Here is a 12,922-nt window from a genome sequence, read left to right as displayed (position 1 = left end):
TGGACGCAAAAGTGCCGAAAAACAGGCGTCATAAGGCCATCATTTTTGTGTCACATGGCGGCAATCAAGCAGGCGGAAAATTTTTCACATGAATACACCGCCGCTACGCGTCACCCTGGTCAGCGAGACCTTTCCACCCGAGATAAACGGCGTGGCCAACACCCTGGGCCGGCTCAGCGATGGCCTGCGTCTGCGCGGGCATCTGGTCGAGGTGGTGCGTCCGCGCCAGGCCGGCGAAATGGCCACCAACGCCGACGATAGCCTGCTGCTGTGCCGTGGCTGGCCGCTGCCGGGCTACCCGGGACTGCAATGGGGCGAAGTGTCGATGCACAAATTGTGGCGGCGCTGGCGGCGGCAGCGTCCGGACGTGCTGTACATCGCCACCGAAGGCCCACTGGGCCTTAGCGCCCTGCGTGCGGCCCGACGCCTGGGCATCGCCGTGGTCAGCGGCTTCCACACCAATTTCCCGCAGTATTCCGGGCAATACGGCCTGGGCCTGCTGGCCCGCCTGCTCACGCATTACTTGCGCTGGTTCCATCGGCGCACGGCCACCACTCTGGTGCCCAGCGCCAGCCAGCGCCTGGAGCTGGAACGGCGCGGCTTCGAGCGTCTGTCCTTGATGGCTCGGGGCGTCGATGGACAATTGTTCAATCCGGCAAAGCGCGATCAAGCGCTGCGCGATCACTGGGGGTTAGCGGCGGACGATATCGCGGTGCTGCATGTCGGGCGGCTGGCGGCGGAAAAGAACCTGGCCCTGCTGCAACCCTGCCTGCGCGCCCTGCAACAGGCCCATCCACAGCGACGCCTGCGCCTGATCGTGGTGGGCGACGGGCCGCAACGTGCGCAGTTGCAACAGCAGATGCCCGAGGCGATCTTCTGCGGCGCGCAACGCGGCGAAGTGCTGGCTCAGCATTACGCCAGTGGCGACCTGTTCCTGTTTCCCAGCCTGACTGAAACCTTCGGTAACGTGGTGCTCGAAGCGCTGGCCTCGGGCCTGGCGGTGGTCGCCTACGACGAAGCCGCCGCGGCCCAGCATATTCGACATGGTCATAGCGGCGCCCTGGCCATGCCAGGCGATCAACCGGCGTTCATCGACGCCGCCTGCTGGTTGCTCGAGGACGACGAAACCCTGCGACGCGTGCGCCTCAATGCGCGCCAGCACGCTAGCCGCCAAGGGTGGCAGACGATCGTCGAGCAATTCGAAGGTCATCTGTATGCCGCCTGCGCGGCGAGCACCACCCACGATGCCCAGGCAATCAAGCCGCTGGCAATAAAGCCGGGCTCGACTGCCTCGAACAACTGAGCGTCAACCTGGTCGGCGCGCGATCAGCCCAGCGCCTTCTCGATCGCCTGTAGCACGCTCGGCTCGTCCGGCGCGATGCGCGGGGCGAAACGCGCCAGCACACGGCCGTCCTTGCCGACCAGAAACTTCTCGAAATTCCAGGTGATGTCACCCGGAAACTCGGCGCCCTCGCCCGCCAGTAGCCGGTACAGCGGGTGACGCTCGGGCCCATTGACCTCAAGCTTGGCACTGAGCGGGAAACTAACCCCGTAATTCAGGCTGCAGAACGCCTGGATCTCCTGCGCCGACCCTGGCTCCTGCCCGGCAAACTGGTTGCAGGGCAAGCCGAGCACAGCAAAGCCTCGATCCTTGAACTGCTGGTACAGCTTCTCCAGTGTCGCGTACTGGGGCGTCAGGCCGCACTTGGAGGCGACGTTCACCACCAGCACGACCTGCCCCTTGAACGGCGCCAGAGGCAAGTCCTCGCCGTCGAGCGACTTCAGCGTCAGGCCGTGAAATGCACTCATGTTGATTCCCCTCTCAGGTGACCGATGGTCGCTGGGGCGAATGGCGCCCACTAAAAAGGCGCTCGGCCAAGCCGTTCACCCCCCCTTGATGGGCGGGTCGGCTTGCCCGAGCGCCTGACGACTCTCAGAGCTTAGCTGAGAAATCAGTGCTGATGGCCACCCTCGCCGTGCACGTGGCCATGGGCGAGTTCTTCCTCGCTGGCATCACGCACATTGACCACCTTGACCTTGAAGTTCAGGCGCTGGCCGGCCAGCGGGTGGTTGCCATCGACGGTGACGTCGTCGCCGTCGAGGTCACGGATGGTGACGATCTGCATCTGGCCGTCCGGCGCCGAAGCGTGAAACTGCATGCCGACTTCCAGTTGGTCGACGCCTTCGAACATGCTGCGGTTCAGGGTGCTGACCAGCTCGGCCATGTACTCGCCGTAGGCCTCTTCCGGCTCGATGGCAACGGTGAGTTCATCACCAGCCTGCTTGCCTTCCAGCGCCTTTTCCAGGCCCGGAATGATGTTGGCGGCACCGTGCAGGTAGACCAGCGGCGCGCCACCGGCGGAGCTGTCGATGGTCTCCCCGGCGTCGTTGGTCAGGGTATAGTCGATGGAGACTGCCTTGTTGGCGGCGATCAGCATGGGGCAAGACCTTTTGCAAAAGAATGTAGAGCGCACAAGTGTAACGAAGGGTTCGCCCGAATGCGAACGCGCAGCCGAGGGGGAACGCCCCATCAGTCGGATCGTCAGCTTCCAGCAAGACGAGAACGGCCATTGGGTGGTGGCACTTTCCTGCGGCCATACCCAGCACCTGCGCCATCAGCCGCCCTGGCAGAACCGAGCCTGGGTGCTCGACCCAGAGCAGCGCGCCGCCCGTGTCGGCCAGGTCTTCACCTGCGGCTGGTGCGCGAGAGGGGCTGATGGCGCTACCCTTGACCGTTGATTCCTTGCACTGCTCATTCGAGACGCCACGCATGCAGACATTTTTCATCGCGCCGACCGACTTCGGGGTCGGCCTGACCTCCATCAGCCTGGGCCTGGTGCGCACGCTCGAGCGCGGCGGGCTCAAGGTCGGGTTCTTCAAGCCGATCGCCCAGCCCCACCCCGGGGACACCGGCCCGGAACGCTCCACCGAACTGGTTGCCCGCACCCACGGCATCAAGCCACCGACGCCGCTGAGCTTGGCCCAGGTCGAGCGTATGCTCGGCGACGGCCAGCTCGACGAACTGCTCGAGCAGATCATCCGCCTGTACCAGCAGGCTTGCGTCGGCAACGACGTGGTGGTGGTCGAAGGCATGGTGCCGACTCGCCACGCCAGCTACGCGGCGCGGGTCAACCTGCACTTGGCCAAGAGCCTGGACGCTGAGGTGATCCTGGTATCGGCTCCGGAAAACGAAGTGCTCAGCGAGCTCTCGGGGCGGGTCGAATTGCAGGCGCAGATGTACGGCGGCCCGCGCGACCCGAAAGTGCTCGGGGTCATTCTCAACAAGGTGCGTACCGACGAGAGCATGACCGACTTCGCCACTCGCCTGCGCGAGCATTCGCCGCTGCTGCGCGGCGACGACTTCCGCCTGCTCGGCTGCATTCCCTATCAACCCGAGTTGAACGCGCCACGTACCCGTGACGTGGCCGAGCTGCTGGGTGCCCAGGTGCTCAATGCAGGCGACTATGAACAGCGGCGCATGAACAAGATCATCCTCTGCGCGCGCACGGTGGCCAACACCGTGCCGCTGCTGACGTCCGGCACCTTGGTGGTGACCCCGGGCGATCGCGACGACATCATCCTCGCGGTGAGCCTGGCGGCGATCAATGGCGTGCCGCTGGCCGGGCTGCTGCTGACCAGCGACAGCAAACCGGACGCGCGCATTCTCGGCCTGTGCCGCGGTGCGCTGCAGGCCGGCCTGCCGATTCTGTCGGTGAGCACCGGCTCCTACGACACCGCCAACCTGCTGAACTCGCTGAACCGGGAAATCCCGGTGGACGATCGCGACCGCGCCGAGTTCATCACCGACTTCGTCGCCAGTCGCCTGGACGCCGCCTGGCTGCACCAGCGCTGCGGCACGCCCCGTGAACTGCGGCTGTCGCCGGCGGTATTCCGCTATCAGTTGATCCAGCGCGCACAGCAGGCCAACAAGCGCATCGTCCTGCCCGAAGGCGCCGAACCGTTGCTGGTGCAGGCTGCAGCCATCTGCCAGGCCCGTGGCATCGCCCGCTGCGTCCTGCTGGCCAAGCCCGAAGACGTCGAGGCCGTAGCCCGCGCCCAGGGCATCAGCCTGCCGGCAGACCTGGAAATACTCGATCCCGAGCTGATTCGCGCGCGCTACGTGCAGCCGATGGTCGACCTGCGCAAAAGCAAGAACCTCAATGCGCCGATGGCCGAGCAACAACTGGAAGATCCGGTGGTGATCGGCACCATGATGCTCGCGCTCGGCGAGGTCGATGGCCTGGTGTCGGGCCTGGTGCACTCCACGGCCAACACCATTCGCCCGGCCCTGCAACTGATCAAGACCGCGCCCGGCGCCAGCCTGGTGTCCTCGGTGTTCTTCATGCTGTTTCCCGAGCAGGTGCTGGTGTACGGCGACTGCGTGATGAACCCGCACCCCAATGCCAGCGAGCTGGCCGAGATCGCCCGGCAGAGCGCCGAATCGGCGCAGGCCTTCGGCATCGCTCCACGGGTGGCGATGATCAGCTATTCGAGCGATTCGGCGAGCGATGAAGAAGTGGAGAAAGTGCGGGAGGCCACGCGCCTGGCCCAGGATACCGAACAGGGGCTGCTGATCGACGGCCCTCTGCAATACGACGCAGCGGCCAACCCGCAGGTCGCCCGCCAGCTCGCGCCCAACAGCGCGGTGGCCGGGCGCGCGACGGTGTTCGTGTTCCCCGACCTGAACACCGGCAACACCACCCACAAAGCCGTGCAGCGCAGCACGGACGGGGTCAGCCTGGGGCCCATGCTGCAGGGGTTGCGCAAGCCGGTGAACGATTTGCCGCGCGGCGCACAGGTGGATGACATCGTACACACCATCGCCCTGACCGCCATCCAGGCCAGTCAGGTGCGGTGATCAGACATCGGGGCCGCAGTGCGGCCCCTTCCTGGGATCAGGGATACTGCTGGACGGTGCCCTGCTGGCCGGCGCCCTGTTGGTCATACTGCTGACCCGGAATCGGCTTGAGGTTGACCTCGACGCGACGGTTCTGCGCACGGCCATTGGCGTCGGCGTTGCTGGCAATCGGCTGGTCCGGGCCCATGCCACGCACGCTCACGCGCGAAGCATCCACGCCTTGGGACGTCAGGTAGGTGCTGACCGCTTGGGCACGACGCTGGGACAGGTCCATGTTGTGCTGGCGGCTGCCGGTGCTGTCGGTGAAGCCGACCACTTCGATGGTGTTCTGGTTGAACTGCTTGAACGAGTTGGCGAGGTTGTTCAGCGGGGTGTAGAAGCTAGGGGCGATGTTCGCGGAGTCGGTGGCGAAGGTGATGTTACCCGGCATGATCAGCTTGATCTGATCGCCCTGACGCTGCACCTCGACACCCGTATTGGCCATCTGCGCGCGCAGCTCGGCTTCCTGCTTGTCGGCATAGTAGCCATAGCCGGCGGCGGCGGCGCCCACGGCGGCAGCACCGATCAGCGCGCCCTTGCCACGGTGGTTGTGGTCGATGGCGGCACCGGCCAGCGCACCGGCCAAGGCGCCCAGACCACCATACTTGGCGGTCTTGCTCATCCCGGAACCGTCACCCTGGGCCTGCCCCTGGTTGTCGTAGGGGTTCTGCCCGGCACAGCCGGTCATCAGGGCGGCGGTAGTAGCGACGATAATCAGACGGCGCATGTTGAACATGGACAAGCTCCTGGTGAAATTCGGAAAGTGCGGCGGATCGCAGGCAGGTCTCTGCCGGGATTGGATCACAGCGAAGCGCAAAGATTCCATGAAATGCCGTTCATGGAGCGGGCGCGACCGGATCTTCGGAACACGCCTACCTTCACTCAGGAAAGCGCACTCACCGCAACAGACCACTCAGGGCAAGTACAAGCGGAACAGCCCACCACCCAATGCACCGCCATTGGCCAACTCGATCCGCCCACGCACGCCGTCACGCTCATGCAGCGCGGCGATCCTGGCGGCGAAGTACAGGCCCAGTCCGGTACTGCCGCTGCGCCCATCGATACCTTGGATGTAATCGTGCTGACGTTCGAGCATGTAGGGCGGATACCCGGCGCCGTCGTCGTTGACGCTGATCACCAGTTGTTCGCCCTGCTGCTCGACGCCGATCAGCAAGGCATGCCCGGCATGGCGAATGGCGTTGGTCAGCACATTGCCCACCACCGAGGCGACCAGTTCGCGGTCGAAGAAACCCAGCGGGCTTTCGCTGTCGATGCGCCAGGTGGCCAGCAGGTCGCGATGGCGAATGACCTCCTGCTGCTGCGCCAACTGTGCTTCGACGAAGTCCTCGAGCTCGTGATAGTCGGGACAGATCGGCAATTGGTTGATGCCCAATTTGTACAGCCCCAGCATCTGCACCAGCATGCCGTTCAGATGGCGGAACTCATGCTCGATCACCCCTTGTTCGCTCCCGCTGCGCGCCTCTTCGGGCAGGCGCGCCAGCCACTGGTCATGGGCCTGGATCAGCGCCGACAGCGAGTTCTTCATGTCATGGACGGTGGAGGCGATCACCGTCGAGAAGTCCAGCCCCTGTTCATCCTGGCTCATGCCCCGAACACCCGTACATGCAGTTTGCGGTAGCGATCGAAGCGGTTGTCGCTGGCCGGAATGCCGGCCACGCTGTTCAGGCAGTTGCGGCATTCCTGCATGATCGCCTCCGGCGGGCTTTCACCGCCCACGCGCAGCAGCGCCTGGGCGGTGTTGAGCGCGATACTGATGTTTTTCGGCTGCAGCGAGAGTGCCTTGCGGAACATCTCCAGGGCCTCGTTCAATTGACCGCCCTGGTAGCTGCGCACCCCTTGGCGGTTGAGATCGACGGCTTCGGTCACAGCGCCGAGCACGGTGGGATCGTCAGTGACCTTGGCCACGCTCTGCATCACCTTCGGATCGTCACCATAGGTTTCCACGCAGCCTTTGAGAATGGAGGTGCCGGCCGATGCCTGGCCCAGCGCATTGAGCTGGCTGGCCACGGTCAGCGCAGCATCGACCGAGAAGAATTGGTCCATCTTCTCCAGCCGCTGCATGGCCTGCTCGGTCAGCTTGGCGGCGGTCTGCGCATCGCCCGCCTGCTGCAGACTGGCGGCCTTCATCAGGCGCGCCCGCACCTGCAAGCCCTGGTCCTCGGTATTCTCTTTGGCCACTTCGCTGAGCACGCTGTTGATTTCCACGCGGGTGCGCGCATCCAGGCCATTACCGACGTTCTTGTTCATCAGCGCCTGGGCCAGGCCGAGGTTGCTCTCGGCATCCTTGTAGCGCGAGCTCTGCCCCTGACTGACCGCATGTCGGTAAGCCTTGGAGGCGCCTTCGAAGTCCTCGTTGTCCAGCGCCAGCTTGCCCAGCGCCGCCTGACGCCGAACAGCCAAGGGCGACAGGCGCACGGCTTCTTCAAGCATGGTCTGGGCACGCTTGGTCTCGCCCTTGGCCACCAGCACCTCGGCCATGCCGTCGTACAAGGCAGGCATGATCGGGAAGGCCTTCAGGGCCTGCTCGTACACGCCCTGGGCCTGGTCCTGCTGACCGCGCTTGTGCAGCAGACTGCCCAGGGCGGCATAGGCCCAGGGCTGTGGGCGGCTGGCCAGGATACTGGTGAGGAACTTCTCCAATTCTTCGAAGCGGTTGAGCTCGCGCAGCGCGTCTGCCCGATAGCGCAGGCACAGCGGGGCGAAGCGCGGATCCTGCTTGCACAACTGCGCACAGGCGGCCAGCACTTCGGCCGGCCGTCCCCGGTCCAGGGCCTGGAGGATCGGCTTGAGCAGCGTCTTGCGCTGCGTCAGTTTCTCCAGGCGCTGGGCCAGCCCCACACGGTTGAACGGTTTGGTCAGGTAAGCATCGGGCTCGTGCTCCAGCGCACTGAGCACAATGGACTGACTGCTCTCGGCGGTGACCATGATGAACACGCACTCATGGCTGATGAGCTTGTCCAGCAGCAGGTCTTCGAGCACTTGCTGGCCATTTTTCTTGCCATCGCCCAGGTGGAAGTCCTGGAGGACGAAGTCGTAGCGCTTCTGCGCGCACATGCGCAGGGCCTGCTCGCCACTGTCGGCGGTGTCCACCTCGCGCACGCCAAGTTCGCGCAGCATCGAGCGCGTGGAGGTACGAAAGTCGGTGTAGTCGTCGACGATCAGAAAGCTTTTTTGCCCGTACTGCAGCATCGACACGACCTGTATTGGGGAATGGGAAATTGACTGCGGCGCTTTGCTGTATCGGCCGTGCGTCGGAAAAGATGAGGCGAGGATGACGGCAGCAGGATAGCGATTAGCCATCATCCTAACGGGCCGCGCGCACCTAGGCCAGCAAGCCCAGCGATTTGGCCCTGGCCACCGCCTGGGTACGCCGCTCCACGCCCAACTTGCTGTTGATGTGACTGGCGTGGGTTTTGACCGTGTGCAAGGAAATGAACAGGCGCTCGCTGATCTGCTGGTTGGAACAGCCCTGGGCGATCAGTTCCAGAACCGCCAATTCGCGACCGCTGAGGGTCTCGCTGGCGACCGCACCCAGAACAGGCGCCTGCGGCAGGCGCGCCAACAGTCCTCGCTGAACGGGGCATGCCGGCAGTTTATCGAGCAGCTCGCGCAGCCAGGCCGGGTGCTCGTCGAGCAGCGCCTGAAAGGGATAGAGCGCACCGCCGCGGGCCGCCAGCAAGGCGTGACCGGCCACCTCGGACGCCTCCTGCCCACGCCCTTGCCCCAATAACACGCTGATCAACTGGCACCCGGCACTGAGCACCAGCATCAAGCCGCCGGTGTCCTGACCTTGTCTCATCAGCGCCCGCAGGCGTTGCTCCGCCACATCGGTACGCCCAAGGGTGGCGTCGAGCAACGCCTGTTGCAGTGCGATGTGCAGCGCCAGCAAGGGGTGAAATTCCGGCGCTGCCGCCGCCTGTTCACCGCCGTAGGTCTGCCCCAGGCGTTGCAGCCAGGACTCGGCCAGGTCGGTGCGGCCCTGGGCCTGCCACAGCTCGCATTTGATCAGGGTGATCATCGCCAGGTAGAAGATCGGTGGGACGTCCCAGATATGCATCAGCCGCTCGGCCTCAGCCAGTTCGGCAAAGGCCTCGGTGAATCGACCCTCCCGCCCCTCAAGCGAAGCGATCATGCAATGGCCGATCAACACGCTGATATCGCGACAGGCGCGCGCCTCGGCGATCCCCGCGCGCAAGCGCACACGGCCCTGCTCAGGCTGCAGCCGCGATGCCTGCAGATAGCCCTCGTAGAGCACCAGTCGAGCACGCACCGCATACAGACGCTGACTCGACAACCCCTGCAGTCGCTTCAAGCCGCTCTGCACCTCGTCCAACGCCCGCAGCACCTGGCCGCGGGCATGCAGCACACGGGCGCGGTCGTAGTGCGCCAGCGCCTCGAACAAGGGATTGCCGACGCGCTGGGCCAGCTCCAACGCCTCACGGTTCCAGCCCCGCGCCCGCCAGAAGTCGCCATCGGCAATGGCCAGGTTGGACAACGTCGACAGGCACACCAGGCGCTGCCCATAGCGTTTGCACGGCAGGCTGTGCAGCGCTTCTTCACAGTACGCCAGCGTGCGCTGACGATCTCCGCGACCACGCGCGATGACACCGCTGAGCGCCAGCCACTGGGCGAGCATGGACCGTTGCGCAGTGGCTGACGGCGCCGGCAGAAAACGACTGAGATGGGCTGCCAGCTCCTCGGCGGCATCGAGCTGGCAAGCCAGACCCAGCGCCCAGCTGTACAGCACGATCAGCCGCGGCGTGCTGATCAGCAGGCTGTCGGGCAGGTCCATCTTCCAGCGCAGCAACATGCCGACGTTCTGCTCGGCCAGCAGTTGCTCCTCGGAAAGGCTCTGCACCAGCTCGGCGGCGGCCTCCAGCGACCCCGCACGCAGCGCCTGCTCCACGGCTTCGTCGAGCAGCCCCTGGCGCTCGAACCAGCGACAGGCGCGCAGGTGCGAGGCGCTCGAAGGGTCGCTGACCTGCCGGCTGCGCAGCAGGTCGGAGAACAGGTGATGGTAGCGAAACCAGCGTCCGTGCTCATCCAATGGCACCAGAAACACCTGGTGGGCCTGGAGGTAGCTGAGGATCTGGGCGCTGTCCTGGCGCTCGCGCAGGGCATCGCACAGGTCGCTGCAAAAGCGCTCCTGACACGCGGTGTCGTAGAGAAAGGCCTGAACCTGCGCAGGCAGAATCTCGATCACCTCCTCTAGCAGGTAGTCGCGAATCAGGCCTTGGGCGCCATGCAAGGCCTGGGGCAGCGCCTGTTCCTCGCCTGCCTCGCTGGCCGCCAGTTGCCAGAAGCGCAGGCCGGCGACCCAGCCATCGCTGCGCTGGATCAGGTTGTCCAAGGCTTGCCCGCGCAGACCGGTGGGCTGCCTCCCAATCACCGCCAGGGCTTCGTCAGGGGTCAGGCGCAAGTCCTGTTCGTTGAGTTCGACCAACTGCCGCGACAGGCGCAGCCGGGCCAGATGCCAATCCGGCCGCTGACGGCTGGTGACCAGCAGCGTCAAGCCCGACGGCAGATGATTGAGCAGAAATTGCAGGCAGCGGTCGAGCACCGGCCCTTGTGCCAGGTGATAGTCATCCAGCACCAGCAGCAACGGCGTCTCGGCATCGAGGTGCAAGGCCAGTTCGTCAAGCAGGCCGTCCAGCCACGCTTCATAGGCAAACGGCTGATGGCGCTGGCGCATGCGCAGCAGACCCATGGCCTGACCGCCGACCGCCGGACAGCACTGCTGCAGGCCTTCGAGCAGGCGCTCGAGAAACCGGCCAGGCTCGGCATCGCGCGCACTCAGACCCAGCCATAGACTGCGCCAGCGCTGCGGCAGGCGCTCGCAGAATTCGATCGCCAACGAGCTCTTGCCAAAACCGGCAGGCGCATTCACCAGCAGCAGACGCCCCTGCAACCCGGCCTGCAACCGCTGGCACAGACGGCCACGCAGCACATGCCCCTCCGGTAGCGGTGGGCGAAAGAAACGCCCATCCCGCAGACCCTGGGCCTCGCTGGCGACTCCATGCATGCGGGACAGATCTGTCATGGCCGACTCGTTCGAATAGGAAGGTAACGGCGCGGATGTGCTGCGAGACTAGCGACAATTCCCCCGCGTTTGAAGCAGATGAACGCGCTTGCTGGGAAAAAGACTACGACAAAAAGCAACAAGACTCACAGGCATCAGTGAGATCTATGGCGAGTCATAGAACAGCGGGTGCATGACTCAACGCAGTCAGCGAGCAGCCAACCAGACCAACGAAGCGAAACGCCCGCCTTGAGGGGTACGGCGATAGGAGAAGAAGCGGGGGTCGTTAACCGTGCAGAAACCACCGCCATATACGGCAGTGACGCCGCAGGCGGCCAAGCGAATGCGCGCCAGCGCGTAGATATCGGCCATCAGTTTGTCTGGGCGCTGGCCTGGCACGAAGGCACTGGCCGCGTGCGGATGGAGGTCGGTAAACGCATCGCGCACCTCCAGACCGACTTCGAAGGCGTGTGGACCGATTGCCGGCCCGAGCCACACCAGCACCTCCTCAGGCGCCAACCCCAGGCGCTCGAGGGTGGCCTCCAGCACGCCGCCAGCCAAGCCACGCCAGCCGGCGTGGGCGGCGGCGACACGGGTACCGGCACGGTCGCAGAACAGCACCGGCAGACAGTCGGCAGTCATCACGCAGCAGGCGATGCCCGGCTGATCGGTCCAACTGGCATCGGCCTGCGCCACGTGAGCGGGGTCGGCGTCGGCCACGTGCGTACCGTGCACTTGCTGGAGCCAGGCGGGTTGGGTATCCAGCGTGTCGCGCAGACGCCGACGGTTTTCGGCAACCGCTGCCGGATCGTCACCGACGTGATCGCCCAGATTGAAGGTGGCATAGGGCGGCAGGCTGACGCCGCCATCGCGGGTAGTGACGCAAGCGCGAACCGAGGCCGGGGCCGGCCAGTCGGGATTGATCAGCGAGTGCGTCAGCTCACTCATCCAATGAAGCTCTCGCGGTCCTGGTCCAGCAGCGACAGCAGCCACATGAAGTCATCCGGCAGTGGCGACTTCCACTCCATGCGCTCACCCGTGGCCGGATGGTCCAGCGCCAGGAAGCGCGCATGCAGGGCCTGGCGAGGGAAATGCTTGACCGCCTCGACCATCGCCACACTGGCCGCCGGCGGAATGCGGAAGCGACCGCCGTAAGTCTGGTCGCCCACCAACGGGAAACCGACATGGGCCATGTGCACGCGGATCTGGTGGGTACGCCCGGTTTCCAGCTTGACCCGCACATGGGTGTGCGAGCGGAAGCGCTTGAGCACGCGATAGTGGCTGACCGCCGGTTTGCCACCGTCGGTGACCGCCATGCGCTGGCGCATGCCGCCATGACGACCGATGGGGGCGTCGATCTTGCCACCGGCGGTGACCACGCCGACCACGATGCATTCGTAGATGCGGCTCACCGAGCGCTTCTGCAACTGATCGACCAGGTTGGTCTGCGCCTGCAGGGTCTTGGCCACCACCATCAGGCCGGTGGTGTCCTTGTCCAGACGATGAACGATGCCGGCGCGCGGCACGTTGACGATGTCCGGCACGTGGTGCAGCAAGGCGTTGAGCAAGGTGCCACTGGCATGCCCGGCGGCCGGATGAACCACCAGCCCGGCCGGTTTGTTGATCACCAGGATCTGATCGTCTTCATAGACGATGTCCAGCGCAATGTCCTCGGCCTCCCACTCGCCCTGGGCTTCCTGTTCAGCCTCGAGCGCCAGGACCGAGCCACTGTGGACGGTGTCGCGCGGGCGCAGTACCGCACCATCGACGGTCAAGCGACCTTCCTTGATCCACGAAGTCAGGCGCGAACGCGAGTACTCGTCGAACAATTGGGCGGCGACTTGGTCGAGGCGTTGCCCCCCCAGTTCGGACGGGACCTCTGCACTTAATTGAATGATCTCGGACATGCTCGAATCGATGGGCTTACAGCCTTTGGTTTCGGCTGCGTGCTTGTGGTTAAATACGGCTTCTTTTGCCCCGGGGTT

11 protein-coding genes are annotated in these 12,922 nt (G+C 64.9%); 3 read left to right on the top strand and 8 right to left on the bottom strand.

Annotation, left to right across the window (positions count from 1 at the left end; translation table 11 throughout):
* Positions 1-88 precede the first annotated feature (88 nt).
* The gene (locus NJ69_RS00660) at positions 89-1,303 is read left to right on the top strand and encodes a glycosyltransferase family 4 protein (RefSeq protein WP_039575316.1); all 1,215 of its coding nucleotides are present in this window, start codon (positions 89-91) and stop codon (positions 1,301-1,303) included.
* A 23-nt stretch (positions 1,304-1,326) separates the two neighbouring features.
* On the opposite strand, the gene NJ69_RS00655 is transcribed toward NJ69_RS00660, so the two are convergent.
* Entirely contained in the window at positions 1,327-1,809 is a 483-nt protein-coding gene (locus NJ69_RS00655; RefSeq protein ID WP_029614589.1) for a glutathione peroxidase, read from the bottom strand.
* A 143-nt stretch (positions 1,810-1,952) separates the two neighbouring features.
* The gene (locus NJ69_RS00650; protein ID WP_039575313.1) at positions 1,953-2,438 is read right to left on the bottom strand and encodes an FKBP-type peptidyl-prolyl cis-trans isomerase; all 486 of its coding nucleotides are present in this window, start codon (positions 2,436-2,438) and stop codon (positions 1,953-1,955) included.
* Between NJ69_RS00650 and NJ69_RS00645 the strand changes: the two genes are divergently transcribed.
* Positions 2,437-2,739 carry a DUF3565 domain-containing protein gene (locus NJ69_RS00645; RefSeq protein ID WP_039575311.1) on the top strand — a complete coding sequence of 101 codons (303 nt, stop codon included), beginning with the start codon at positions 2,437-2,439 and terminating at the stop codon, positions 2,737-2,739. The two genes, NJ69_RS00650 and NJ69_RS00645, sit on opposite strands and share 2 nt — an antisense overlap.
* A gap of 31 nt (positions 2,740-2,770) precedes the next feature.
* On the top strand, positions 2,771-4,858 hold the full coding sequence (pta, locus tag NJ69_RS00640) for a phosphate acetyltransferase (protein WP_039575308.1): 2,088 nt from the start codon (positions 2,771-2,773) through the stop codon (positions 4,856-4,858).
* A 37-nt stretch (positions 4,859-4,895) separates the two neighbouring features.
* Here pta and NJ69_RS00635 read toward each other — a convergent pair whose 3' ends face one another.
* The 6 genes from NJ69_RS00635 to rluD form a co-directional block, all read right to left on the bottom strand.
* Positions 4,896-5,633, bottom strand: coding sequence for an OmpA family protein (locus tag NJ69_RS00635; protein WP_039575305.1), 738 nt, complete (start codon positions 5,631-5,633; stop codon positions 4,896-4,898).
* A gap of 177 nt (positions 5,634-5,810) precedes the next feature.
* Positions 5,811-6,503 carry a sensor histidine kinase gene (locus NJ69_RS00630; RefSeq protein ID WP_029614588.1) on the bottom strand — a complete coding sequence of 231 codons (693 nt, stop codon included), beginning with the start codon at positions 6,501-6,503 and terminating at the stop codon, positions 5,811-5,813.
* Positions 6,500-8,107: a tetratricopeptide repeat-containing response regulator gene (locus NJ69_RS00625; RefSeq protein ID WP_039575303.1), complete on the bottom strand. Its 1,608-nt coding sequence runs from the start codon at positions 8,105-8,107 to the stop codon at positions 6,500-6,502. Before NJ69_RS00625 ends, NJ69_RS00630 begins: the two co-directional genes overlap by 4 nt.
* Before the next feature lie 133 nt (positions 8,108-8,240).
* Positions 8,241-10,958 (bottom strand): LuxR C-terminal-related transcriptional regulator, encoded by a 2,718-nt coding sequence (locus NJ69_RS00620; protein WP_039575301.1) that lies wholly within the window; start codon positions 10,956-10,958, stop codon positions 8,241-8,243.
* A 186-nt stretch (positions 10,959-11,144) separates the two neighbouring features.
* Positions 11,145-11,885, bottom strand: coding sequence for a peptidoglycan editing factor PgeF (pgeF, locus tag NJ69_RS00615; RefSeq protein ID WP_039575297.1), 741 nt, complete (start codon positions 11,883-11,885; stop codon positions 11,145-11,147).
* The gene (gene rluD / locus NJ69_RS00610) at positions 11,882-12,844 is read right to left on the bottom strand and encodes a 23S rRNA pseudouridine(1911/1915/1917) synthase RluD (protein ID WP_029614586.1); all 963 of its coding nucleotides are present in this window, start codon (positions 12,842-12,844) and stop codon (positions 11,882-11,884) included. The genes pgeF and rluD overlap by 4 nt, the downstream gene beginning before the upstream one ends.
* Between the last annotated feature and the right edge of the window lie 78 nt (positions 12,845-12,922).

This window comes from Pseudomonas parafulva (assembly GCF_000800255.1).
In the GTDB taxonomy this organism is placed as follows: Bacteria; Pseudomonadota; Gammaproteobacteria; order Pseudomonadales; family Pseudomonadaceae; genus Aquipseudomonas; species Aquipseudomonas boreofloridensis.
Note: the sequence above shows the minus strand (reverse complement) of the source record. Positions and strands in the feature narration are given on the sequence as shown.